Raw genomic sequence first — 23089 nt, 5'->3', positions numbered from 1 at the left:
CCCGTGGGTGGTTGCCGCGGGGGGGGGGGGGGGGCCCCGGGCGGGGGGTGTTCATGGCCCCCCTGGGGGGGGGGGGGGGGCGCCCCCCCGGGGGGGGGGGGGCCCCCCGCCGACGTATGGAAGGCCTGTGCGCCGGAGCGGTCAGCCCTTGACGGCTCCGGCGGACACGCCGGTCACCAGGTGGCGCTGGGCGAAGAGGAAGACCAGCGCGGCCGGCACGGCGATGAGCACGGACGCGGCGGCCATCGGGCCCCACTGGGCGCCGTACTGGTTGACGAACTTCTGGAGGCCGCCCGCGAGGGTCAGGTTCTCGTCGCCGACCATGAAGGCGGAGGCGTACGCCACTTCGCCCCAGGCGGTGACGAAGGAGTAGAACGCGGTCACCGCGATGCCGGGCTTGGCGAGCGGCAGGATGAGCCGCCAGAAGGTGCCGAACGGGGTGAGGCCGTCGACCTGGCCCGATTCGTCGATCTCGCGCGGGATGGTGTCGAAGAAGCCCTTCATCATCCAGGCGCAGAACGGCACGGCGATGGTGAGGTAGGTGATCACCAGGCCGACCGGCTGGTTGAGCAGGCCCATGCTCGACATGATGTTGTAGATCGGCACGATCAGGACCGCGACCGGGAACATCTGGGTGATGAGCAGGGTCCACATCAGGCCGCGCTTGCCGGGGAACCGGAAGCGGCTCACGGCGTAGCCGGTCGTGGCGGCGACGAAGACACCGACGACCGTGGTGAGGCCCGCGACGAGCAGCGAGTTGGCGAACCAGGTGAGGAACGGGGTGTCGTTCAGCAGGTTCGTGTAGTTGGCGAGCGTCGTGTCCTTGAAGAAGTCGGTGCTGGTCGCGTACGCCGGGGGCTTGAGCGAGGTCAGCAGCACCCACAGCACGGGGAACACGGCGATCACGGACGCCACGACGAGGGTGGCGTGCAGGCCGACCGAGGCCAGCAGGGAGCGCCGGCCGCGGAGCGAGGTGTTCTTGGCCGCGGGCCCGGCGGCGACCTTGCTGCCCGGAGGCACTTGGGCGTCGGTGTAAGTGGTCACCAGACATCTCCCTGTTTGCGGAGCACTCGCCGGTAGACCGCGGCGAAGAGCATCAGGAGGATCAGGATCAGTACGCCCCAGGTGGAGGACTGCGCGAAGTCGCGGGGGCTGATCTCGAAGGAGAACTTGAACGCCTGGGTGACCAGGATCTGGGTCGCGTCGCCGGGTCCGCCTCGGGTGAGCAGGAAGATCACCGGGAACATGTTGAAGGTCCAGATCGTGCTCAGCAGGATCACGGTGGAGCTGACGGGGCGCAGGCCCGGCAGGGTGATGTGCCGGAAGCGCTGCCAGGCGCTGGCACCGTCCATCTCGGCGGCCTCGTACTGGGCGCTGTCGATGGACTGGAGGCCGCCGAGGAGGGCGACCATCATGAACGGCACGCCGAGCCACACGTTGACGGCGATGACCGAGATCTTCGCCATCGTGGGGTCATTGAGCCACGGCACCGCGTCGATGCCGCCGCCGGCCAGCAGCCGGTTCAGGAAGCCGCGGTCCTCGTTGTAGAGGAAGCGCCAGGCGAAGACGGAGACGAAGCCGGGGATGGCCCACGGCAGGATCAGCATCATCCGGTAGAACGAGCGGCCCGCGATCCTGCGGTTGAGGATGTTCGCGAGGCCGAGGCCCAGCAGGAACGTGATGGTGACGCAGGAGACCGTCCACACCAGTGTCCAGCCGAGCGTGCCGAGGAACTGGTCGCCGGTGAGCGCGTCGGCGTAGTTGTCCAGACCCACGAACTCGTACGTCGCGGGCATGTGGTTGACGCCGATGCTGCGCTCGACGTTGCGCTCGTTGGCGTCGGTCATCGACAGGTAAATGCCGCGGAACAGCGGATACCCGATGATCACGCCGATCACGATCACCACGGGGGTGACCATGGTCCAGGCGTACCAGTGGGTCGAGAGCGATCGCCGGAGCTTGCCCGGGGTTGTGCCAGCACCGCGGCTGGGGCCGCGGGCGACGTCGTCGCCCGCGGCCTTCGCCACCGACTGGCTGGTGTGGACAGCCATCAGTCGGCCTGCCTTCCTGTTACTTCCAGCCCTTGAGGAGCTTGCGGTACTGGTCGCCGGTCGTCTTGGCGCCCTTCTCCGGGGTCGTCTGGCCGGTGAGGACCTTGGTGTACTCGGTCACCAGCGGCGCGAAGAGGCTGCCGGTCTCCGGAATCCAGGGGCGCTCGACGGCCTTGTCGACGACCGGCTTGAAGAAGCTGACGATCTGGTTGCCGGAGACGTCCGGCTGGGAGTAGACCGAGGTACGGGTCGGGAGCAGGCTGAGCTCCTTGGCGACCAGACCCTGGCTCTCGGCGGAGGTCATGTACTCGCTGAAGGCGTACGAGGCCTCCAGGTTCTTGGAGCCCGCGTAGACGGCGAGGTTGTGACCGCCCTGCGGGGCGCCCTGGCCCTTGCTTCCGGCCGGCACCGTGGTGATGCCCAGGTTGGCCTTGTTCTTGAACTCCTTGCCGGCGTAGGTGTCGGAGACGGCCCAGGGGCCGTTGATCATCATGGCGACCTTGCCGTCCTTGAACGCCGACTGCATGTTCTCCCAGCCGTCGGTGGCGTCCGTCTTGGCGGCGCCGGAGTCGACGAGCTCCTTGACGACCTTCAGTGCCTTGACGCCGGGCTCCTGGTCGACCGTGACGCTCTTGCTCTTGGCGTCGACGAGGTCGCCGCCCTCGCCGTAGAGGAAGGACAGGAACCAGTACGCGTCGTCGCCGCGCAGGTAGAGGCCGGTCTTGCCGGTCTTGTCCTTGATCTTCTTCGAGACGGTCTTCAGCTCGTCGATGCTCTTGGGCACCTCGACGCCGGCGTCCTTGAAGATCTTCTCGTTGTAGAAGAGGCCCATCGAGTCGATGACCTGCGGCACCGCGTACGTCTTGCCCTTGTACTTGGTGCTGGCCGCGGCCTGCTCCAGGAAGTCCTTGTCGTTCTTCAGCGCGGCCGTGCCGTCCAGCGGGGCGAGGTAGCCGAGGTCCGCGAACTCGGGGGTCCAGGCGACCTCGGAGCGGATCACGTCGGGGGCGCCGGAGCCGGACTGTGCGGCGTTCTTGAACTTGTTCTGTGCCTCACCGAAGGGCACGTTGACGTACTTGACGTCGACGTCCGGGTGCTTCTTCTCAAAGCCTTCCGCCAGCTTCTTGAAGACCTTGTCCTCACTGCCGACGGTCGAGGTGTCCCACCAGGTGACGGTGCCGGACAGCTTGCCCGAGGCCTTCTTGTCACCAGTGCCGCCGTCGTCTCCGCCGCATGCGGTCGCCGCGAGCGCCAGGGTCGCGACCAGGGCGGTGGCCGTTATGCCACGTCGCATCTGAACTCCTTCAACTGCCGAACCGCTCCGTCGCGGCGCCGGGTCGTCGAGGAACGTAACAAGGATGAAAGAAGTCCGAAAGAGCTTGCGAAGATTTTCCGCAAGAGCAGCCGATCGTTACGTCGGCGTGTCCTCACGGTTGCCGTCGAACCCCTTGTCAGACGGGGCGCACGCGGGTTAACGCGCTTGCGGGCAGACCTGCAAGCACTACCGCAAAGACTTGCAAGCCTGTTACTTTCGAGGGGCACCAGCGTTGATCTCGTAGACCGACCCAGGACCGGCCCGCCCCGTATACGAGAGGGATCTTCATGACGCAGGAGCTCGCACCCACCCGGACGGCCCCGGAGCGCGGCTGGTGGCGCGACGCCGTCATCTACCAGGTGTACGTGCGCTCCTTCGCCGACAGCGACGGCGACGGCATCGGCGATCTGCGCGGAATCCGCGAGCGCCTGCCGCACGTGGCCGCCCTGGGCGCCGACGCGGTCTGGCTGACCCCCTTCTACGCATCGCCCCAGGCCGACGGCGGTTACGACGTCGCCGACTACCGCACCGTCGACCCGCTCTTCGGCACCCTCGACGACGCCGCCGAGCTGATCAACACCGCGCACGGCCTCGACCTGCGCGTGATCGTCGACATCGTCCCGAACCACACCTCCGACCAGCACGCGTGGTTCCGCGCCGCACTGGCCGACCAGCAGGGCGGCCCGGCCCGCGACCGCTACCACTTCCACCCCGGCCGGGGCGAGACCGGCGAACTGCCGCCGAACGACTGGGAGTCGGTGTTCGGCGGGCCCGCCTGGACCCGCACCCCCGACGGCGACTGGTACCTGCACCTCTTCGCGCCCGAGCAGCCCGACCTCAACTGGCACAACCCCGAGGTCCACGAGGAATTCGACTCGATCCTGCGCTTCTGGCTGGGCCTGGGCGTGGACGGGTTCCGTGTGGACGTCGCCCACGGCATGGTCAAGGCGGAGGGGCTGCCGGACATCGGCGCCCGCGAGCAGGCCAAGATGATCGGCTCCCAGGTCCTGCCGTTCTTCGACCAGGACGGTGTCCACGACATCCACCGCTCCTGGCGCAGGCTGCTGGACTCGTACGACGGCGAGCGCGTCGGCGTCGCGGAGGCGTGGGCCCCCTCCCCCGAGCGACTCGCGCTGTACGTGCGCCCCGACGAACTGCACCAGGCGTTCAACTTCCAGTTCCTGAACTGTCCGTGGGACGCGCAGGCGATGCGCGCGGTGATCGAGACGTCGCTCGCCGCGACCACCCTCGTCGGCGCCCCCACGACCTGGGTCCTGTCCAACCACGACGTGGTCCGCCACCTCACCCGCTACGGCGGCGGAGACGAGGCTCTGGGCCTGCGCCGGGCCCGCGCCGCCGCACTGCTGATGCTGGCGCTGCCCGGTTCGGCGTACCTCTACCAGGGCGAGGAGCTGGGTCTGCCCGAGGTCACCGACCTGCCCGACGAGGTCCGCCAGGACCCGTCCTTCTTCCGCACCGACGGCCAGGACGGTCTGCGGGACGGGTCGAGGGTGCCGATGCCCTGGTCGGGCGACGCGCCGACGTACGGCTTCTCGCCCGAGGACGCCGCCCCGTCCTGGCTGCCGCAGCCCGACGACTGGAAGGCCCTGACCGTTGAGGCCCAGTCCGGCGACCCGCACTCCACCCTGGAGCTCTACCGCTCCGCGCTCGCCCTGCGCCGTGAACTGCCCGGCCTGGGCGACGGACCGATGAGCTGGGAGCAGGCCCCCGGCGGGTATCCCGACGGGCTGCTCATGTTCAGCCGCCCCGGCTTCGTCTGCACGCTCAACACGACGGCCCGTCCCGCCGAACTCCCCGCCCCCGGGCGCCTGCTGATCGCCTCCGACGCCCCCGCCGAAGAAGGCCGTACGGTCACCCTCGCGCCCGATTCCTGCGCTTGGTGGGCAATCTGACATGCGCCCGGTACAGTCCACTCCCATGACCGCACGGCTTGCCGACATCGCAGCCCAGGCGGGGGTCAGTGAAGCGACGGTCAGCCGCGTGCTCAACGGCAAGCCGGGGGTTGCCGCGGCCACCCGCGAATCCGTACTTGCCGCGCTCGACGTCCTCGGATACGAGCGCCCCGTCCGTCTGCGCCGACGCAGCGCGGGGCTGGTCGGCCTCATAACCCCGGAGCTCGAGAACCCGATCTTCCCGGCCCTGGCCCAGGTGATCGGCCAGGGCCTGACCCGCCAGGGCTACACCCCGGTCCTCGCGACCCAGACCCCCGGCGGCTCCACCGAGGACGAGCTCACCGAGATGCTCGTGGACCGCGGGGTCTCCGGCATCATCTTCGTTTCCGGCCTCCACGCCGACACCACCGCCGACATGCAGCGCTACGAGCAGCTGCGCGCCCAGGGTGTCCCCTTCGTCCTGGTCAACGGCTTCTCGCCGAAGGTCCAGGCCCCCTTCATCTCCCCCGACGACCGGGCCGCGATGCGGCTGGCCGTGACGCATCTGGCGTCGCTGGGCCACACCGGGATCGGTCTGGCCGTCGGCCCGAAGCGGTTCGTTCCCGTACTCCGCAAGATCGAGGGATTCCGCGCCGCGATGCAGGAGCGGCTCGGCCTCACGGCCGAGGAGGCCGAAGAGCTGATCCAGCACTCCCTCTACACACTGGAGGGCGGTCAGGCGGCCGCCTCCGCCCTGATCGAGCGGGGCTGCACCGCGATCGTCTGCGCCAGCGACATGATGGCGCTCGGAGCGATCCGAGCCGCCCGCCGGCTGGGCCTGGACGTACCGCGTGACGTCTCGGTGGTCGGCTTCGACGATTCGCCTCTCATAGCGTTCACGGACCCTCCCCTGACGACCATCAGGCAGCCGGTGACGGCGATGGGACAGGCCGCGGTCCGTACGCTCCTCGAAGAGGTCGGCGGCACACCCGCACCGCACAGCGAATTCGTCTTCATGCCCGAGCTGGTAGTTCGCGGTTCAACCGCATCGGGACCCCGCTCATAACGCGCAGCACGTGCATGCGTCACCCGACCGGAGGATGATCGGAAGGGTGGTGCTCATCTGGCAGACTCTCTCCCCATGGGTGACGCGACCGTGAAGACTCTGGAAGGCCGAACGGCCACCGACCCCTCACCCGCAGTGGACGAGGAGCAGCAGCAGCCGTCCGCACGGTCGGCCGCTCTGAAGAGGCTGCGCTCGCCCCGCCACCCGCGCATCTGGTTCGAGATCCTGCTGATCGCGGTGAGCTACTGGACGTACTCGCTGGTCCGCAACGCCGTGCCCGAACAGAAGGCCGCGGCCCTGCGCAACGCGGACTGGATCTGGCAGGTCGAGCAGAGTCTGGGCATGGCGTTCGAGGAGACGGTCAATCGCGCCGTCAACTCGGTGACATGGCTGATCGTGTCCATGAACTACTACTACGCGACGCTGCACTTCGTCGTCACGATCGGCGTGCTGGTCTGGCTCTTCCGCCGCCATCCCGGCCGTTACGCCGCCACCCGCCTCGTCCTCTTCGCGACCACGGGCGTCGCCCTGCTCGGTTACTACCTGTATCCCCTGGCGCCGCCGCGCCTGATGAACGGGCACGCGTTCATCGACACGGTCCTGGTGCACGAGACCTGGGGCTCGATGGCGTCCGGCAACTTCAAGAACATGTCGAACCAGTATGCCGCGATGCCCTCCATGCACATCGGCTGGTCCCTGTGGTGCGGCGTGACGATCTTCGCCCTGGCCTCCGTGCCCTGGGCGAAGGTGCTCGGCCTGCTCTACCCGACGGCGACCCTGGTCGTGATCGTCGCCACCGCCAACCACTTCTGGCTGGACGCGGTCGGCGGCCTGCTCTGCCTCGCCTTCGGCTACGCGCTCAGCTGCTCCTGGTACGGAGCGCTCCCGAACCGCCTGCCGAAGGTCGTCGCCGAGGACGCGTCCCGTCCGAAGACCGGCCGCCGGCCGTGGCCGATGCGCGCGTCGTAGCCGCACGCCGGGACTGGGGCAGGCGCGCAGGACTCGACGCGGACGTCGAGGTCCGCCCCGGCCGCCCTTCAGCCCCGGTGGGTGATCCTTCCGCCGGACACGGTGAGACGTACGGGCACCTGGGCCACCTCGTCGGCCGGTGCCTTTACCGGGTCCAGTCCGAAGGCGGTAGCGGTCGGCGCGCAGGCCCGGCGCGATGCGTCCGGAGACGGCCTGCTCGCCCACCGCTACCGCCGCGCTGCTGCTTGGACGCGGGCTTCGGGACGGCCGACGTGATGGTCGTGATCAGCGCCCTGGAGAACCTGGTGCTGGGCTCGGCGCTGGACATGGCGGCGCCGGAGACGATGTGGGAACTCCCGGACGAGACGGCGACGCCGGGTCTGGCGCGCGCCCTCGCGGCGGCCGGGCCCGACCGGACCCACGCCGCCTTCGACCTGGCTCTGGAGGGGTTCGTCGCGCACTGCCGTTGCCTGCTGAGGGGTGCTTCTGCCTAGGGTGCCCGTAGAACAGGACGTTCAGGAAGGGGACCCCTATTCATGGCATTCCGTAAGTTTCTGAGCTCACTCGGCATCAACGCGCCCAGCGTCGAGACGGTGGTGGAGAACCCCGCCGTCCGGCCGGGCGAGCAGCTGCACTGCACCGTGACCGTCCGGGGCGGCGGAGCCGACGTCGAGATCGAACGGCTCCGGCTGGACCTGGTGGTACGCGCCGAGGACCGTGAGGCCGACGGCTCGACCGCCTGGAACAACCCGTACACCGTGGGCACGGCGGATCTCGGCGCCTTCGTGCTGCCCGCCGGGGAGAGCGTCACGCACCGGATCGCCCTGGACGTGCCGTGGGAGATGCCGCTCACGCACGCGCGCGGCGGAGTGATCAAGGGCGGCCGGGCCGCCGTACGCACGGAGCTGTCCATCGACAACTCCGTGGACAAGGGCGACTTCGACGAGATCCAGGTGCACGCTCTGCCGGCGCAGGACACCCTCCACCAGGCGCTCGCCGACCTCGGATTCCGGCTGCACGAGGCCGAGGTGAAGGTGGGGTCCTGGCCGGCGCGGATGCAGGACCGGCGGGTGGCGCAGTACTGGCAGGAGACCGACTTCTTCTTCCCCGGGTCCGCCGGGCGCGGACGGTTCGAGCTGGAGGCCGTCTTTGTGGCCCGCCCGGACGCCGTCGATCTGCACCCGGGCGGCTACCCGCCGGCCACCTTCGCCTACGCGGACATGGACCTGGCGAAGTGGACCGCCGCACTGGACGCGCACATCCGGACGTACTGGGCGGGCTAGGCCGGGGCCCGGCCGGTCAGGACCCGTAGAACAGCTCGTCGACGACTGCCCGCGCGCGCCGCGTCGTGCGCCGGTAGTCGTCGAGCATGTCCCCGACGTGTCCCGCCTCGTACCCCAAGTACCGCGCGACCGCGCCCAGTTCACGCCCGTCCGAGGGGAACGTGTCGCCCGCCCTGCCCCGCACCAGCATCACGGCGTTGCGCACCCGCGTCGCCAGCACCCACGCCTCGTCGAGTACGGACGCGTCGTCCGCCGTGATGAGGCCCGCCGCCCGCGCCGCCGCCAGCGCCTCGCGCGTGCGGGTGGTCCGCAGGCCCGGCACCGCCGACCCGTGCCGCATCTGGATCAGCTGAACCGCCCACTCGACATCGCTCAGCCCGCCGCGCCCCAGCTTCGCGTGCAGCGTCGGATCCGCGCCGCGCGGCATCCGCTCGGACTCCATGCGCGCCTTGAGCCGCCGGATCTCGCGCACCGCGTCGTCGGCGAGGCCCGCCCGCGGGTACCGCAGCGGATCGACGAGCTCGACGAACCGGCGCCCGAGGTCCGCGTCCCCCGCCATCGGCTCCGCGCGCAGCAGCGCCTGGCTCTCCCAGGCCAGGGACCACCGCCGGTAGTACGCCGCGTAGGAGGCGAGCGTACGCACCATCGGTCCGCTCTTGCCCTCCGGACGCAGGTCCGCGTCGATCAGCAACGGCGGGTCGGAGGTGGGCAGTTGGAGCAGCCTGCGCATCTCGGCGACGACGGTGTTCGCCGCCCGCGCCGCCTCCTGCTCGTCCACCCCGTCCCACGGCTCGTGGACGAAGAGGACGTCCGCGTCGGACCCGTAACTCAGCTCGTGGCCGCCGAAGCGCCCCATCCCGATCACCGCGAACCGCGTCGGCAGCCGGTCTCCCCACTGCTGGCGCACGGCGGCCCGCAGAGCGCCGGACAGCGTGGCGGCGTTCAGGTCGGTCAGGGCGTTGCCGACCCGGTCGACGAGGGCCCCAGGGTCCTGTTCCGCCGGGCTCTCCTCGGTTCCGTACGAGCCGATGAGGTCGCCCGCGGCGGTACGGAACAGCTCCCGCCGCCGTACCCCGCGCGCCGCCGCCACCGCCGCCTCCGCGCCGTCGGCGCGCCCGACCGCCGCCAGCACCTCCTGCTCCAGATGCGCCCGGCCGCGCGGCCCCAGCCCCTCGGGGTCGCCCAGCAGCGCCACCGCTTCCGGCGCCCGCAGCAGCAGATCGGGGGCGAGCCGCCCGGCGGAGAGGACCCGCGCCAGGTTCTCCGCCGCCGCGCCCTCGTCCCGCAGCAGCCGCAGGTACCACGGCGTCTTGCCCAGCGCGTCGGACACCTTCCGGAAGCCCAGCAGCCCGGCGTCCGGGTCGGCCGAGTCCGCGAACCAGCCCAGCAGCACGGGCAGCAGCGTCCGCTGGATGGCGGCCTTGCGCGTCACGCCCGACGACAGTGCCTCCAGGTGCCGCAGCGCGGCGGCCGGATCGGCGTACCCCAGCGCCTCCAGACGCTGTCCCGCCGCCTTCGGGCTGAGCCGGATCTCGCCGGGCGCGAGCTGCGCGACCGCGTCGAGCAGCGGCCGGTAGAAGATCTTCTCGTGCAGCCGGCGCACCACCCCCGCGTGCCGCTTCCACTCCCGGTTGAGCTGCGGGACGGGATCGGTGCGCAGGCCGAGCGAGCGCCCCAGCCGCCGCAGACCGGCCTCGTCCTGCGGCACGAGGTGCGTGCGGCGCAGCCGGTACAACTGGATGCGGTGCTCCATGGCGCGCAGGAAGCGGTACGCCTCTTCGAGCTGGACGGCGTCCGCCCGGCCCACGTACCCACCCGCCGAGAGCGCCTCCAGCGCCCCCAGCGTCGACCCGTTGTGCAGCGTCGCGTCGCTGCGCCCGTGCACCAGCTGAAGGAGCTGTACGGCGAATTCGACGTCCCGCAGCCCGCCGGGCCCGAGCTTCAGCTCGCGGTCGATCTGCGCGGCCGGGATGTTGTCGACGACGCGGCGGCGCATCTTCTGTACGTCGGGGACGAAGTTCTCGCGCTCGGCGGCCTGCCACACGAGGGGTGACACGGCGGCGACGTACGCCTCCCCGAGCGCCAGGTCACCGGCGACCGCCCGTGCCTTCAGCAGCGCCTGGAACTCCCACGTCTTGGCCCACCGCTGGTAGTACGCGAGGTGGCTGGAGAGCGTCCGTACCAATGGACCGTTGCGCCCCTCGGGCCGCAGATTCGCGTCGACCGGCCAGATCGTGCCCTCGATGTTGGTCTCGGAGCAGACGCGCATGAGGTGGGAGGCGAGCCGCGTCGCGGCGCGGAGCGCCTTGTCCTCGTCGGCTCCCTGCGCCCCGTCCACCGCCTCCGCCACGAAGATCACGTCCACGTCGGACACGTAGTTCAGCTCGTGACCGCCGCACTTGCCCATCGCGACGACCGCGAGCCGGCACATCGCGGCGTCCTCCGGAGCGGCCTTGCGGGCGATGGCGAGCGCCGCCCGCAGGGTCGCCGTCGCCAGGTCGGCCAGCTCGGCGGCGGCCTGCGCGACATCCGTCGTACCGCACACGTCGCGCGCGGCGATCGACAGGAGGCAGCGCCGGTACGCGACCCGCAGCGACACCGGGTCGGTGGCGCCGGTGAGGCACCGCTCGAAGTCGGCGACCCCGGGATGAAGGTCCGCGGCCTCGTACGTGACGAGCGCGTGCCAGTCGCGCGGATGGCGCGCCAGGTGGTCACCGAGCGCCTCCGACGCGCCGAGCACACCGAGCAGCCGGTCCCGCATGGGCTTGGCGGTGACGAGGGTGTCGAGGAAGACGCGCCGCTCGGTGTCGTCCTGCGCCTCCGCGAGCCGTACGAGCCCGAGGAGCGCCAGGTCGGGGTCGGCGGTCGCGCCGAGCGCGTCGAGGAGCACCGGGTCGTTGCGCACGGCGGCCAGCTCGGGGGCGTCGAGCAGCCGCTCGGCGGCCGACGGATCGGTGAAACCGTGCCGCAGCAGCCGTGTGAAGGTACTGCTCCTGCGCCCCGGCGCCGACATGCTGCCTCCCGCTCCGGCCGTCCCGCGGTCCGTACGACCGTCAGGTCAAGGTCCGGCTCACGAGCCTATCCGCAGGAACGGCGGGACGGCCTCCGGCCCAGCCGCAGCACGGGCTGTGACGGAGAAGGTCCGTGACATCCGCAACATCACCGGTTTTCGGCGCCGGTGAACCGGGCGCCGCATGAAAGCCTCTTCACTTCTGCTCCACAGTCTGCGCGATGATCAGCGCCGTCCTGGGCGCACCCCATCCCGTACGCCGTAACACCGCACACCGAAAGCACCTTTCCTATGCCGCCCAGGGCCCGAAGTACCTTCCGCCTGCCCCGCCGCGCTCTGCCCAGCGTCTTCCTCGCGACGCTGCTGCTGACAGTGACGGGCATCCAGCTCGCCCGACCCTCCGTTCCGCTCGCGGCCTCCGGTCCCAAGGCGGCCCGGACGGTCACCGGCGGCACGGCGGACACGGGCGAGGCCGGGAAGGTCCAGCCGGTGCGCGCCGCCGGGGAGTCGGTGATGCAGATCGTCTCCCACCCGGACGACGACCTGTTCTTCATGAACCCCGAACTGAGCCAGTCCATACGCACCGGCCACAGCCTGACCTCGGTCTACCTGACGGCGGGCGAGGCGGACGGCGTGAACTCCTTCCGCGGCGGCGCGAACGAGGGCGTCCCGCTGCCCGCCCCCGACAAGGAGCGGTACGCCGAGGCCCGGCAGAACGGCATACGGGCCGCGTACGCCGAAATGGCCACCGGCGACCGCACCAGCCCCTGGCAGCGGTCCGCGATCCGTACCGACGGCGGCGGCTGGGCCGAGCTCGACACACTGAAGGCACGCCCCGAGGTCGGCCTGGTCTGGGTGCAGCTGCACGAGGCCGGGGCCAGCGCCGCGGACCGGCCGCACAGCCTGCACGGCCTGTGGGACGGCAAGGTGGAGACCCTGGAGTCGGAGCTGTCGTCCGGCACCCCGGTCACGGAGGACTTCTCGTACTCCAGGGACCAGGTCGTCCGGACCATCACCGGCCTGCTGAAGCGCTTCCAGCCGACGCACGTACGGATGCTCGACCCGACGAACGGCCGTGAGGCCACGCCGCGCATGCTCCCGGACCACCAGGACCACATGTACGGCGCCCGCTTCGCCCAGCTGGCGCTCAGCGAGTACGGCAAGGCCGGCGGCCGCCCGCACTTCACCGTCCAGAACTACCTGGGCTACCTGAACGGCAGCCTGCCGCACGTCCTGGGACCGGAGGCGGTGCGGGAGAAGCTGCACACCCTGAAGACGTACGCCTGGACCGACTACCCCAGCAACTACTGCGACGCGGAGGCCGGCTGCGGCGATCGCAAGGTGGCGGGACGGCCCACCGGCCCCGGCTGGGTGTACGGCATCCACCACTCGCGCAACACCAGCACTTCGTGGCTCCAGAGCGGAGCCGGTGAGGGCGAACTGTGGGCGTTCGCCGTACTGGACACGCGCCTCGCGGTCTGGCACCGCGAGGCGGGCACCGAGGACGCCTCCGGCTCCCGGCCCGCGTGGACGGGGCCGACGCTGCTCGGCGAAACCGGCCTGGACAGCGGCATCACCTCCGAGAAGCTGCCCGACGGCCGAATATCCCTCTTCGGCACCCGCACCTCCCTCGAGGGCCCGGCCGGCTACCGCCGGGACGTCGTCACCGCCGTGCAGAGCGCCGTGGGCGGGCCCTTCGGCCCCTGGCAGTCCCTCGGCATGCCGCACTCGGCCCACGCGCCCGGCTCCCTGGACATCAGCGCCCCGGCGGTGACGGTGGACCGCGAGGGCCGCGCGACGGTGTTCCTCCGGGACGGCGGCCACGCGCTCAGCTCCCGTACGCAGCTTCCCGACGGCAGCTGGGCCCCCTGGCAGGCGCTCGGCGGTCAGCAGGTGTTCGGCGACCCGACGGCCGCCGTCGACAGCGCGGGCCGCGCCTACGTCTTCGCGCAGACCCTCGCGTCGACCGTCGTTTGGACCCAGGACGCCCCCGGCGCCCCGCTGCGCGGCCCGGTACCCACCGCCCTGCCCGCGACGCCGCTGCCCCCGACCGTCCGCCCGGACGGTGACGGCGTACGCCTGTACTTCCGCAGGCCCGGCTCCGGCTCCGTCCTCGCCGCCCGCTTCGCCGCCGGCGCCTCCACCGGCGCGGTGACCGCCGCGGCACCGGCGGGCGACGTCACCGACCTGGGCGGCCGGGCGGGCTTCGGCGCGGTGAGCGCCACGGGCGGTCTGCTGGCCGCCCGCGACGGCTCGGGCCGGCTCGGCACGGCCGAACTCTCACCGGGGGCGACCGGCGTACCGCACTGGAACCAAGGCCGCTTCCTCTTCGGCGGAGCTCCGGCCTCCGCCACGGACACGGCGGGGAACACCTCCGTCGCGGCGGTGGCGCTGGACGGCCGCCTCCACTGGAGCTCCGGAGATGCCTCCGACTGGCAGCCGGTGGGCCCGGCGCCGGTCACGGCCAGGCCGACGACGGACGCCCGCTGAGTTTCGCTTCCGCTCCCGGTCTGTCTTCCTGAGAGATAACGAGGAAAGACAGACCGCGAGGGAGAGGCAAGCACCATGGAGCACGAAACTCCGGAGCCGCAGACCCGCCTGGACAGCCGCTACAGCGAGGAGAACGCGACAGCCACCCCCTGGTCCGAGGCGGTGGAGCGCCTGGAGCAGGCCGAGCTGTTCTGGCTGACGACCGTACGCCCGGACGGCCGCCCGCACGTCACCCCGCTGCTGGCCGTCTGGCAGGACGAAGCCCTGCACTTCTGCACGGGACCGGCGGAACGCAAGGCGAAGAACCTCGCCGGCAACCCGTACGTCGTCCTCACCACCGGCGCCAACACCCTGCGCCAAGGCTTCGACCTGGTGGTCGAGGGCAAGGCGGTGCTGGAGAAGGACGAGGCGCGACTGCGGCGCCTGGCGGCGGCGTACGAGGCGAAGTACGGCGCCGACTGGCACTTCGACGTACACGACGGGGCTTTCTACGGCGCGGGCGAGGACCAGCGGGCGGTGGTGTTCCGCGTCGCGCCCATGGCGGCGTTCGGCTTCGGCAAGGGCGTCTACAGCCAGACCCGCTGGCTCTTCGTCTGACCGGTCCGGGATCAGACGGCCCGGGGTCCGACGGCCCCGGGTCCGACGGTCCGGCGCCAGACGGGCCGGGGGCCGACGGCCCGGGCCGGGCTCACGCGCTCGTTTCGAGCACGCGCTTCAGCTTCTCCTCGTTCCTCGGCATCTCCTTGCGCACATTCGGACGGACGACGAGCGGCACGAGCAGCTTTCCGATGCCGTGCGCCTCGAAGTCCAGGGACAGCGTCAGGCGTGACCTTTCGCCGTCACCGAGCGGCTCGATCGTTCCGGTCACATCTCCCCTGACGGGGCCGTCGACCCCGTGCATGTGCCAGCTTCGCGGCGCTTCCAGCTCGTCCACCTGCATGGTCATCGGCATTTCCCGACGACCTACCCTGCGGGTCACGACCACGCGCGAGCCCACGGCCAGAGGCCCTTCGTCCACCTGGCGCACCGAGACCGCGCTCTCCTGCCATTCGGGGAGGTGCGAGGGGTCGGTCACGTACGAGAAGACGTCTTCGGGGCGGCGCGCAATGTCGATGGTCTCCTTGATCGCTGACATTTCGCCCCCTTTCTGTGCCATCACCCAAATGGTCCCACTCGAGGACCCCGGTACCACGACCGAACCACCCGGCGGTCCACCGGCCGGACCACAGGGCGGGACAGGTTACGGAGTGGCCCGCAGCACCATCGTGAGAAACCCGAAGTAGTCGCGGTACCCGTGCAGCCAGTCGGACCGGTGCTGGTCCGCCGCCGCGAGGGCCTCCTGGCTGCCGGGGTCGCCGGGGTGGTCGAGGGCCCACTCGGCGAGCGCGCCCGTCCAGTGCCATTCGTAGTCGTCCAGCTCCTGACGGGTGCTGATGTGCCCGAACACCGGCGTCCAGCCGTCCGCGGCCACCCGGTCCACGGTCGTGGCCAGATCGTCGTACTCCCCGAGCATGTGCCGGGCCTCCGTGCTGGGTTCGGCCGCCCAGTAGGCGTCACCGACGAGTACCCGCCCACCCGGGGCCAGATGACGGCGGGCCGCGGCCAGCGTCCCCGTCAGCCCGCCGAAGGCGTGCGTGGCGCCCACGCTCACCACCACGTCGAAGCCCCGCCCGGACGCGAACGCCCCGGCGTCCTCCTCACGCAGCACCAGCCGCTCCCCGGCCCCGCGTGCTCCTGCCTGCCTCCGCGCCTCGGCCAGCGCGTCCGCCGATACGTCGACCCCTACGGCCGTCACCCCGGGATGCGCATCCAGCGCCCGCAGGAGCCACTCGGCCTGCCCGCACCCGAGATCGAGCAGCCGCTCGTCCCCCCGGACCACGGCCCGCCCGAGCAGGCGGCGTACGGACGCGTCGTCGAGCGGGGCGGCGACGGGGTGCCCGGCATGGGCCAGTCGCGACATCTTCGATCGTTCCATCGGCGCACGCTCCCACCCCCACCCCACCCCCCGCACCTGCTTTTCCAGCGCAACGACCCGGGGCCGGCAGCATGCGCCGCCGGCCCCGGGTCGTTGCAAGCTGCCGCTACAACACCGGCAGGTTCTTGCGCAGCTCGAAGGCCGTGACCTCGGAGCGGTACTCCTCCCACTCCTGCTTCTTGTTGCGCAGGAAGAAGTCAAAGACGTGCTCGCCCAGCGTCTCGGCGACCAGTTCGCTGCGTTCCATCAGGGCGATGGCCTCGCCGAGGTTCTGCGGCAGGGGCTCGATGCCCATCGCGCGGCGCTCGGCATCGGACAGGGCCCAGACGTCGTCGTCGGCGCCCGGCGGGAGCTCGTAGCCCTCCTCGATGCCCTTGAGGCCGGCGGCGAGCAGGACGGCGTACGTCAGGTAGGGGTTCGCGCCCGAGTCGATCGAGCGGACCTCGACGCGCGCCGAGCCGGTCTTGCCCGGCTTGTACATGGGGACGCGGATCAGCGCGGAGCGGTTGTTGTGCCCCCAGCAGATGTACGAGGGGGCCTCGCCGCCGGAGCCGGCCGTGCGGGTGGAGCCGCCCCAGATGCGCTTGTAGGAGTTCACCCACTGGTTGGTGACGGCGGAGATCTCGGCGGCATGCTTGAGCAGGCCCGCGATGAAGGAGCGGCCGACCTTGGAGAGCTGGTACTCCGAGCCCGACTCGTAGAAGGCGTTGCGGTCGCCCTCGAAGAGCGAGAGGTGGGTGTGCATGCCGGAGCCGGGGAACTCGGAGAACGGTTTCGGCATGAAGGTCGCCTGGACGCCCTGCTCCAGCGCCACCTGCTTCATGACCAGGCGGAACGTCATGATGTTGTCGGCCGTCGAGAGCGCGTCGGCGTAGCGCAGGTCGATCTCCTGCTGGCCGGGGGCGCCCTCGTGGTGGCTGAACTCGACCGAGATGCCCATGGACTCCAGCATGGTGATCGCCTGGCGGCGGAAGTCCATGCCGACGTTCTGCGGGGTGTGGTCGAAGTAGCCCGAGTTGTCGGCGGGGGTGGGCCGGGTGCCGTCGAGGGGCTTGTTCTTCAGCAGGAAGAACTCGATCTCGGGGTGGGTGTAGAAGGTGAAGCCCAGGTCCGAGGTCTTGGCGAGGATGCGCTTCAGTACGTACCGGGGATCCGCGAAGGACGGCGAGCCGTCCGGCATCAGGATGTCGCAGAACATCCGGGCCGTGCCGGGGGCCTCGGCCCGCCAGGGCAGGATCTGGAACGTGCTCGGGTCCGGCTTGGCGATCATGTCCGACTCGTACACGCGGGCGAAGCCCTCGATCGCGGAGCCGTCGAAGCCGATGCCCTCGTCGAACGCCTGCTCAAGCTCGGCCGGGGCCACCGCGACCGACTTCAGGAAGCCGAGTACATCGGTGAACCACAGGCGCACGAACCGGATGTCGCGCTCCTCGAGCGTACGGAGCACGAACTCCTGCTGCTTATCCATCTGGTCTTCCTACCCATCCTTGCCGGTCGAGCCGCCTGCTCCCACGCCTCGGGCGCACGTCGGGGCACCTGAGCATCCCACCACACGGTTTCCAACACATTGCGGCCCCTCGGACCGACATCCGGCGCCGTGCGGGTGAACGCCCGGGTGCCGCTTTCCCACCGCTTCCCCCATAGTGCCCACGGCACGCCCGGGCGGACCCGTACTGAAGCGCCGACGGAGGAAAATCTGCCACGGCCGGACCAGACATGCCACACTCGTAGTGTCCGCCCCGAGCGCTACAGAAGATGGTGCAAGTGACCGCCCCGACCCATCGGACTTCCAAGGCCGACCGCTTCGACGACGACGACTTCCCCGCCTACACCATGGGCCGGGCCGCCGAGATGATCGGCACCACGCCCGCGTTCCTGCGGGCCATCGGCGACGCGCGGCTGATCACCCCGTTGCGTTCCGAGGGCGGCCACCGCCGCTACTCCCGCTACCAGCTGCGCGTCGCCGCCCGGGCCCGCGAACTGGTCGACCAGGGCACCCCCATCGACGCGGCCTGCCGGATCGTCATCCTCGAGGACCAGCTGGAAGACGCACTGCGGATGAACGAGCAACTGCGCGAGCAAAATATCTAGTGCGACAGCTGCAGAATTTAAAGCGGCGTGCGTAGAGGGTTTATGGCGCCACGGCAGATGTGACGAAAGACCCCCTGGCACGCCCGGCGCACCGTGCTACTGTTGATCTCAGTTGCAGTTGTGGTTCCCAAAACTTCAAGTGCTCCCGCGACTCACTTGTTGCGGGCGCACTTTCGTATTTCCGGTGCTTTGTTCCGGACGGGGCAATCATCGCGGCAACGCGACTCGGAGTCCGCACAGGGCTGGCTCCGGCACTGCTCCAAAGGAGAATGACATGGCTTCTGGCACCGTGAAGTGGTTCAACGCCGAAAAGGGTTTCGGCTTCATCGAGCAGGAGGGTGGCGGCGCTGACGTCTTCGCCCACTACTCCAACATCGCCACCCAGGGCTTCCGTGAGCTTCAGGAAGGCCAGAAGGTGACCTTCGACGTCACGCAGGGCCAGAAGGGCCCGCAGGCCGAGAACATCGTTCCCGCCTGACGCTGACGCGTACTACACGGTCGGGGCCCGCACCTGAGGGTGCGGGCCCCGTCTCGTTGCTTTGAAGTTCGTTGCTTTGAATCGTTGCCCCGACTCGGCCGCCCCTATCGCGCGGCCGACTCATCAGCGGAGGCCGCGATTCTCGTCGCCCCGCCCGTCCGCGCTTTCTTTGTGCGGACTGCAGCCACTTCGAAGCTCCCGACCAAAAGGCTTTCAAACCTTTTCGGTCGGCTTCATTTCGGCTTTTTAATTACGGCTCGTTCTTGCGATTCCTTGCGGCAGTAACCCACGCGGTCACCGCTGCCCGGAATTCCTCGATACGTGCCCATCGAGGAGGGTTCAGATGAACCGCGCCACACGTTCGAACGACCGTGAACGATTTTCCCGTACCCGTGCCGGCGGCAACTTCGCCGGCCGCACCAGTGACCGCGGCGAGCGCTTCCGCCCGGCGGGCCCCAGCCGCTCTTCCGGCTCCTCCGGCCGGTCCCCCCAGCGCCGGTCCTCCGCGCCGCAGGGCGAGTTCGCCCTGCCGGTCGGCACCTCGCCCGCACTGCCCGCCGTCGAGGCCTTCGACGAGCTGGACATGCCCGCGGCCCTGCTGACGGCGCTCACCGCCCAGGGCGTGACCGTGCCGTTCCCGATCCAGGCCGCCACCCTGCCGAACACGCTGACCGGGCGCGATGTCCTGGGCCGCGGCCGTACCGGCTCCGGCAAGACGCTCGCCTTCGGGCTCGCGCTGCTGGCCAGGACGGCCGGAAAGCGCGCCGAGCCGCGTCAGCCGCTGGCCCTGGTGCTCGTACCCACCCGTGAGCTCGCCCAGCAGGTCACCGACGCCCTGACGCCGTACGCCCGCGCCGTGCGGCTGCGGGTCGCCACGGTCGTCGGCGGCATGTCGATCGGCCGCCAGGCCGGCGCGCTGCGCACTGGTGCCGAGGTCGTCGTGGCGACCCCGGGCCGGCTCAAGGACCTCATCGACCGCCGCGACTGCCGCCTGGACCAGGTGAAGATCACGGTGCTGGACGAGGCCGACCAGATGACCGACATGGGCTTCATGCCGCAGGTCACCGAGCTGCTCCAGCAGGTCGCCCCCGAGGGCCAGACGATGCTCTTCTCGGCCACCCTCGACCGCAATGTCGACAAGCTGGTCCGCAACTACCTCACCGACCCGGTGGTCCACTCGGTCGACGCCGCGCAGGGCGCCGTGACGACGATGGAGCACCACCTGCTGCACGTCCACCCGGCCGACAAGCAGGCCACGGCCACAGAGATCGCCGCCCGCGACGGCAAGGTGATCATGTTCCTGGACACCAAGCACGCCGTCGACCGGCTGACCCGCGACCTGCTGGCCAGCGGCGTACGGGCGGCCGCGCTGCACGGCGGGAAGTCGCAGCCGCAGCGCACGCGCACGCTCGACCAGTTCAAGAGCGGGCACGTGACCGTGCTGGTGGCGACCAATGTCGCGGCCCGCGGCATCCACGTCGACAACCTCGACCTGGTCGTCAACGTCGACCCGCCGACCGACCACAAGGACTACCTGCACCGCGGCGGCCGTACCGCCCGCGCCGGCGAGTCCGGCAGCGTCGTCACGCTGGTGCAGCCCAACCAGCGCCGCGAGATGTCCCGCCTGATGCAGGCCGCGGGCATCACCCCGCAGACCGCCCAGGTCCGCTCCGGCGACGCCGAGCTGACCCGGATCACCGGTGCGCAGGCGCCCTCCGGCGTGCCGGTCACCATCTCGTCGCCCGTCAGGGAGCGCCCGGCCCGCAGCGCGTCCTCGCAGCGCGGTCGCCGCAGCGCCCCGGCGCAGGCGCGCCGCCGCTCCTACGGCGGCAGCGGCGCAGGCAGCAGCGCGGCCGGCAGCCGCGGCGGCGCCGCGTAGGCGCAGCGGCACGGCTTGATCCAGGTGCGGGCAGGGAGTGACTCCGGTCAGTCCCTGCCCGCACTGGCGTGCCGGGCCCAGGCGGGCAGCACGAACCAGCACAGGACGAACCACAGCACGAGACCGCCGACCAGCCACATCGCGGTGGTGTCACGCACCACCACGCGCAGGATCAGCAGCAGGGCCGACGCCATCGTGCAGAGCATGAGCACGAGTCCGACGACGGTGAGCCTCGACGCCCACAGGACCGTCTGCGGCTTGATCCGGCGGCCGGTGACCAGCCGGTGGAAGGACACGGGGCCGACGAGCGCGCCCACCGTGGCCGCGCCCAGCACGACTGTGACGACGTAGATGTCCTGGTCGGTCGGGGACAGCTCGGTGAAACGCGGCTGGAAGACGACGGTCAGCAGGAAGCCGAAGAGGATCTGTACGCCGGTCTGGGCGACCCGCAGTTCCTGGAGCAGCTCCGCCCAGAGCCGGTCCGCCCGCTCTTCCTCGGTCTCATGACGGCCGCGGCGCAGGTACTCCGGGCCGTTGGGACCCTTGGGACCCCTCGGGTCGCCCCTGCGGTCCTCCGGCCTGACGCCCGCCCTGTCCCCGTCCGTCATGGCGAGGTCCCGGGCCGGCTCTCCAGGCGCAGCTGGAGCTCCTTCTCCTGATCGCCGGAGACGGAACCCTCCTCCTGCACGGCGAACGCCGCTTCGAGCTGCTCACGCAGCTCCTCGACCGCGCGGTACCCGCCCTGGAGTGTGACGGTGACGGGCTTCGACAGCCGCCCGGGGGCGGCCTGTTCCCGTACGCCGAACACGTCGTAGGTCGCGCTCCACACCATCGGGCGTCCGTTCACGCCGTTGTGCAGTTCCTCGTCCGGCTCGCGGTCGGACTCGAAGGCGGTGCACAGCGCTCCGAAGACGGCGTTGGCGTCCTCCTTGGAGCTGCCGGTGAGTTCCACATGGACCTGCGTTCCGGGGTGTTCCGTGCTGTTCACTGTCGGGCTTCTTTCTCTCGTCGTCGCCGATCCCCAGGCTCACCCGGCGGGATCGCGTGCGCGACCGGAGCGAGTACCCGCTTCCCCGGCCGAAATGCTTCCGCTCCGGCGCTCCGTAACGGTCCGTGTGCCGCCGCACCCACTGGGTACGCGGGTCATGGGCCGTCCGGCCCACCGGGGATTGGGGAGAGCACATGACGGTCGCGAAAGAGAGCGTTCTTGTCCTGGACTGCGCGGAACCGGAGGTGCTGGCGGAGTTCTACGCCGGCCTCCTGGGCGCGGAGGCCCGTACCGGCACCAACCCGGACTTTGTCGAGGTCGTGGGCCAGCAAGGCGTCTGTCTGGCGATTCGCAGGGACCACGGTTACGCGCCGCCCAGCTGGCCGCGCCCGGAGGACTCCCAGCAGGCGCATCTGCGGATCCTGGTGGAGCGCGGTGACATGGACGAGGCGGAGCGCGAGGCGGTGAGCCTCGGCGCGCGGCCCGTGGACACGAAGAACAACAGCGGGCCGCGCGACGAACGCGTGTACTCCGACCCCGCCGGGCACTCGTTCACGCTCGCTCACAAGTTCGCTCCGCGCTGACGGCGGCCGCGGCGGTGCGGCCGCCGTCCCGGCTCAGAGGTCGCGCAGGGCCGGGAGCAGCGCCTTCTCCGCCCAGTCGATGAACGGCTGCTGGTGCTCGCCGCCCACCTGGACCAGCGCGATCTCCGTGAAGCCCGCCTCGGCGTACGGCCGTACCGCCTCGACGAACGTCTCGATGTCCGAGCCGCACGGAATGGACTCGGCGACGTCCTCGGGCCGTACGAACCGGGTGGCCCCCGCGAATCCGGCGGGCCCCGGCAGCTCGGAGTTGACCTTCCAGCCGCCGGCGAACCAGCGGAACTGCTGGTGCGCCCGCTCGACCGCCGCGTCCCGGTCGGCGTCGAAGCAGACGGGCAGCTGCCCGATCCGGGGCTTCCCGCTGCCGCCGTGACGGTCGAAGGCGTGCAGGAGCTCGCTCTTCGGCTCGGTGGCGATGAGCAGGTCGCCGAGACGGCCGGCGATCTCGCAGGAGCGCTCGCCTGAGACGGCGACACCGATCGGCGGGAGCAGGCCGGGCAGGTCCCAGAGCCGGGCGTTCTCGACGTCGTAGTGCGTGCCGTGGTGGCTCACGTCGCCGCCGGCGAACAGCGCGCGGATGATGCCGACGGCTTCCTCCAGCATCTCCAGGCGGACGTGCGCGGCGGGCCAGCCGGTACCGACGATGTGCTCGTTGAGGTTCTCGCCGGAGCCGAGGCCGAGCCGGAAGCGGCCCTCGGAGAGAAGCTGCACGGTCGCGGCCTTCTGGGCCACGACCGCGGGGTGGTAGCGGACGGTCGGGCAGGTCACGTACGTCATCAGGGGGATGCGGGAGGTGGCCTGGGCCGCCGCGCCGAGCACGCTCCAGGCGTACGGGGCGTGGCCCTGTTCGGTCAGCCAGGGGAAGTAGTGGTCCGAGGTCACGGAGAAGTCGAATCCAGCGCGCTCGGCGGCGACCACATGGTCGACCAGTTCACGGGGCCCGGCCTGCTCGGTCATCATCGTGTATCCGATTTGCACCATGAACGGCGGGTTGCCGATC

General features: G+C 70.7%; 21 protein-coding genes and 1 pseudogene. 11 read left to right on the top strand and 11 right to left on the bottom strand.

What is annotated here, in order from left to right; all coding sequences use genetic code 11:
• Nucleotides 1-141: 141 nt before the first annotated feature.
• The 3 genes from ACWIHY_RS23025 to ACWIHY_RS23015 are packed head-to-tail and all read right to left on the bottom strand — an operon-like array spanning nt 142 to nt 3345.
• Nucleotides 142-1020: a sugar ABC transporter permease gene (locus tag ACWIHY_RS23025; protein WP_454377565.1), complete on the bottom strand. Its 879-nt coding sequence runs from the start codon at nt 1018-1020 to the stop codon at nt 142-144.
• Nucleotides 1021-1040: 20 nt separating this feature from the next.
• Entirely contained in the window at nt 1041-2051 is a 1011-nt protein-coding gene (locus ACWIHY_RS23020; RefSeq protein ID WP_454377538.1) for a carbohydrate ABC transporter permease, read from the bottom strand.
• A 19-nt stretch (nt 2052-2070) separates the two neighbouring features.
• Nucleotides 2071-3345, bottom strand: a complete 1275-nt coding sequence (locus tag ACWIHY_RS23015) for an extracellular solute-binding protein (RefSeq protein ID WP_454377537.1) — start codon at nt 3343-3345, stop codon at nt 2071-2073.
• A 308-nt stretch (nt 3346-3653) separates the two neighbouring features.
• Between ACWIHY_RS23015 and ACWIHY_RS23010 the strand changes: the two genes are divergently transcribed.
• From ACWIHY_RS23010 to ACWIHY_RS23000, 3 genes are all read left to right on the top strand, one after another.
• Entirely contained in the window at nt 3654-5279 is a 1626-nt protein-coding gene (locus tag ACWIHY_RS23010) for a glycoside hydrolase family 13 protein (protein ID WP_454377536.1), read from the top strand.
• Between the two features lie 25 nt (nt 5280-5304).
• Complete coding sequence (locus ACWIHY_RS23005) at nt 5305-6324, top strand: LacI family DNA-binding transcriptional regulator (protein ID WP_454377535.1); 1020 nt, start codon at nt 5305-5307, stop codon at nt 6322-6324.
• Nucleotides 6325-6399: 75 nt separating this feature from the next.
• On the top strand, nt 6400-7293 hold the full coding sequence (locus tag ACWIHY_RS23000) for a phosphatase PAP2 family protein (protein ID WP_454377534.1): 894 nt from the start codon (nt 6400-6402) through the stop codon (nt 7291-7293).
• A 68-nt stretch (nt 7294-7361) separates the two neighbouring features.
• On the opposite strand, the pseudogene ACWIHY_RS22995 reads toward ACWIHY_RS23000, so the two are convergent.
• Nucleotides 7362-7539: pseudogene (locus ACWIHY_RS22995) on the bottom strand (amidohydrolase); the annotation flags it as partial.
• On the opposite strand from ACWIHY_RS22995, the gene ACWIHY_RS22990 reads away from it, so the two are divergent.
• The gene (locus tag ACWIHY_RS22990; RefSeq protein ID WP_454377533.1) at nt 7539-7787 is read left to right on the top strand and encodes a hypothetical protein; all 249 of its coding nucleotides are present in this window, start codon (nt 7539-7541) and stop codon (nt 7785-7787) included. The pseudogene ACWIHY_RS22995 and the gene ACWIHY_RS22990 overlap by 1 nt on opposite strands.
• 42 nt (nt 7788-7829) lie before the next feature.
• On the top strand, nt 7830-8576 hold the full coding sequence (locus ACWIHY_RS22985) for a sporulation protein (protein WP_454377532.1): 747 nt from the start codon (nt 7830-7832) through the stop codon (nt 8574-8576).
• A gap of 16 nt (nt 8577-8592) precedes the next feature.
• On the opposite strand, the gene ACWIHY_RS22980 is transcribed toward ACWIHY_RS22985, so the two are convergent.
• Nucleotides 8593-11589, bottom strand: a complete 2997-nt coding sequence (locus ACWIHY_RS22980) for a bifunctional [glutamine synthetase] adenylyltransferase/[glutamine synthetase]-adenylyl-L-tyrosine phosphorylase (RefSeq protein WP_454377531.1) — start codon at nt 11587-11589, stop codon at nt 8593-8595.
• A 288-nt stretch (nt 11590-11877) separates the two neighbouring features.
• On the opposite strand from ACWIHY_RS22980, the gene ACWIHY_RS22975 reads away from it, so the two are divergent.
• Both ACWIHY_RS22975 and ACWIHY_RS22970 read left to right on the top strand, forming a co-directional pair.
• On the top strand, nt 11878-14076 hold the full coding sequence (locus tag ACWIHY_RS22975; protein ID WP_454377530.1) for a PIG-L family deacetylase: 2199 nt from the start codon (nt 11878-11880) through the stop codon (nt 14074-14076).
• A gap of 75 nt (nt 14077-14151) precedes the next feature.
• Nucleotides 14152-14673: a pyridoxamine 5'-phosphate oxidase family protein gene (locus ACWIHY_RS22970; RefSeq protein ID WP_454377529.1), complete on the top strand. Its 522-nt coding sequence runs from the start codon at nt 14152-14154 to the stop codon at nt 14671-14673.
• A gap of 91 nt (nt 14674-14764) precedes the next feature.
• Here the strand turns inward: ACWIHY_RS22970 and ACWIHY_RS22965 are convergent, their stop codons facing one another.
• The 3 genes from ACWIHY_RS22965 to ACWIHY_RS22955 all read right to left on the bottom strand — a co-directional run bounded on the left by ACWIHY_RS22965 (nt 14765) and on the right by ACWIHY_RS22955 (nt 17519).
• A complete protein-coding gene (locus tag ACWIHY_RS22965) occupies nt 14765-15211 on the bottom strand; it encodes an SRPBCC family protein (protein ID WP_454377528.1) in 447 nt (148 codons plus the stop codon).
• Nucleotides 15212-15316: 105 nt separating this feature from the next.
• Nucleotides 15317-16051 carry an SAM-dependent methyltransferase gene (locus ACWIHY_RS22960; RefSeq protein WP_454377527.1) on the bottom strand — a complete coding sequence of 245 codons (735 nt, stop codon included), beginning with the start codon at nt 16049-16051 and terminating at the stop codon, nt 15317-15319.
• 106 nt (nt 16052-16157) lie between these two features.
• A complete protein-coding gene (locus ACWIHY_RS22955) occupies nt 16158-17519 on the bottom strand; it encodes a glutamine synthetase family protein (protein WP_069929022.1) in 1362 nt (453 codons plus the stop codon).
• A gap of 296 nt (nt 17520-17815) precedes the next feature.
• Here ACWIHY_RS22955 and ACWIHY_RS22950 point away from each other — a divergent pair, with 296 nt between their 5' ends.
• From ACWIHY_RS22950 to ACWIHY_RS22940, 3 genes are all read left to right on the top strand, one after another.
• A complete protein-coding gene (locus ACWIHY_RS22950; RefSeq protein ID WP_454377526.1) occupies nt 17816-18142 on the top strand; it encodes a MerR family transcriptional regulator in 327 nt (108 codons plus the stop codon).
• A gap of 274 nt (nt 18143-18416) precedes the next feature.
• Nucleotides 18417-18620: a cold-shock protein gene (locus tag ACWIHY_RS22945; protein ID WP_028811307.1), complete on the top strand. Its 204-nt coding sequence runs from the start codon at nt 18417-18419 to the stop codon at nt 18618-18620.
• A 343-nt stretch (nt 18621-18963) separates the two neighbouring features.
• On the top strand, nt 18964-20499 hold the full coding sequence (locus ACWIHY_RS22940) for a DEAD/DEAH box helicase (RefSeq protein WP_454377525.1): 1536 nt from the start codon (nt 18964-18966) through the stop codon (nt 20497-20499).
• 47 nt (nt 20500-20546) lie between these two features.
• Here ACWIHY_RS22940 and ACWIHY_RS22935 read toward each other — a convergent pair whose 3' ends face one another.
• Both ACWIHY_RS22935 and ACWIHY_RS22930 read right to left on the bottom strand, forming a co-directional pair.
• Nucleotides 20547-21107 carry a DUF6328 family protein gene (locus ACWIHY_RS22935; protein ID WP_454377524.1) on the bottom strand — a complete coding sequence of 187 codons (561 nt, stop codon included), beginning with the start codon at nt 21105-21107 and terminating at the stop codon, nt 20547-20549.
• Nucleotides 21104-21487 (bottom strand): hypothetical protein, encoded by a 384-nt coding sequence (locus ACWIHY_RS22930; protein ID WP_454377523.1) that lies wholly within the window; start codon nt 21485-21487, stop codon nt 21104-21106. The genes ACWIHY_RS22935 and ACWIHY_RS22930 overlap by 4 nt, the downstream gene beginning before the upstream one ends.
• Nucleotides 21488-21681: 194 nt before the next feature.
• Here ACWIHY_RS22930 and ACWIHY_RS22925 point away from each other — a divergent pair, with 194 nt between their 5' ends.
• On the top strand, nt 21682-22071 hold the full coding sequence (locus tag ACWIHY_RS22925; RefSeq protein ID WP_454377522.1) for a VOC family protein: 390 nt from the start codon (nt 21682-21684) through the stop codon (nt 22069-22071).
• A 33-nt stretch (nt 22072-22104) separates the two neighbouring features.
• On the opposite strand, the gene ACWIHY_RS22920 is transcribed toward ACWIHY_RS22925, so the two are convergent.
• On the bottom strand, nt 22105-23070 hold the full coding sequence (locus ACWIHY_RS22920) for an LLM class F420-dependent oxidoreductase (RefSeq protein WP_454377521.1): 966 nt from the start codon (nt 23068-23070) through the stop codon (nt 22105-22107).
• Between the last annotated feature and the right edge of the window lie 19 nt (nt 23071-23089).

Source organism: Streptomyces sp. NPDC055287 (assembly GCF_053646035.1).
This window is presented reverse-complemented; position numbering and strand designations above follow the sequence as displayed.

Excerpts from the sequence above, each read along its gene's own strand:
- ACWIHY_RS22975 (WP_454377530.1), top strand. The coding sequence starts at position 11,878 with ATGCCGCCCAGGGCCCGAAGTACCTTCCGCCTGCCCCGCCGCGCTCTG.
- ACWIHY_RS22985 (WP_454377532.1), top strand. The coding sequence starts at position 7,830 with ATGGCATTCCGTAAGTTTCTGAGCTCACTCGGCATCAACGCGCCCAGC.
- ACWIHY_RS23020 (WP_454377538.1), bottom strand. The coding sequence starts at position 2,051 with ATGGCTGTCCACACCAGCCAGTCGGTGGCGAAGGCCGCGGGCGACGAC.
- ACWIHY_RS22940 (WP_454377525.1), top strand. The coding sequence starts at position 18,964 with ATGAACCGCGCCACACGTTCGAACGACCGTGAACGATTTTCCCGTACC.
- ACWIHY_RS22970 (WP_454377529.1), top strand. The coding sequence starts at position 14,152 with ATGGAGCACGAAACTCCGGAGCCGCAGACCCGCCTGGACAGCCGCTAC.
- ACWIHY_RS22980 (WP_454377531.1), bottom strand. The coding sequence starts at position 11,589 with ATGTCGGCGCCGGGGCGCAGGAGCAGTACCTTCACACGGCTGCTGCGG.
- ACWIHY_RS23010 (WP_454377536.1), top strand. The coding sequence starts at position 3,654 with ATGACGCAGGAGCTCGCACCCACCCGGACGGCCCCGGAGCGCGGCTGG.
- ACWIHY_RS23015 (WP_454377537.1), bottom strand. The coding sequence starts at position 3,345 with ATGCGACGTGGCATAACGGCCACCGCCCTGGTCGCGACCCTGGCGCTC.
- ACWIHY_RS22945 (WP_028811307.1), top strand. The coding sequence starts at position 18,417 with ATGGCTTCTGGCACCGTGAAGTGGTTCAACGCCGAAAAGGGTTTCGGC.
- ACWIHY_RS22960 (WP_454377527.1), bottom strand. The coding sequence starts at position 16,051 with ATGGAACGATCGAAGATGTCGCGACTGGCCCATGCCGGGCACCCCGTC.
- ACWIHY_RS23000 (WP_454377534.1), top strand. The coding sequence starts at position 6,400 with ATGGGTGACGCGACCGTGAAGACTCTGGAAGGCCGAACGGCCACCGAC.
- ACWIHY_RS22955 (WP_069929022.1), bottom strand. The coding sequence starts at position 17,519 with ATGGATAAGCAGCAGGAGTTCGTGCTCCGTACGCTCGAGGAGCGCGAC.
- ACWIHY_RS22925 (WP_454377522.1), top strand. The coding sequence starts at position 21,682 with ATGACGGTCGCGAAAGAGAGCGTTCTTGTCCTGGACTGCGCGGAACCG.
- ACWIHY_RS22920 (WP_454377521.1), bottom strand. The coding sequence starts at position 23,070 with ATGGTGCAAATCGGATACACGATGATGACCGAGCAGGCCGGGCCCCGT.
- ACWIHY_RS22935 (WP_454377524.1), bottom strand. The coding sequence starts at position 21,107 with ATGACGGACGGGGACAGGGCGGGCGTCAGGCCGGAGGACCGCAGGGGC.
- ACWIHY_RS23005 (WP_454377535.1), top strand. The coding sequence starts at position 5,305 with ATGACCGCACGGCTTGCCGACATCGCAGCCCAGGCGGGGGTCAGTGAA.
- ACWIHY_RS22965 (WP_454377528.1), bottom strand. The coding sequence starts at position 15,211 with ATGTCAGCGATCAAGGAGACCATCGACATTGCGCGCCGCCCCGAAGAC.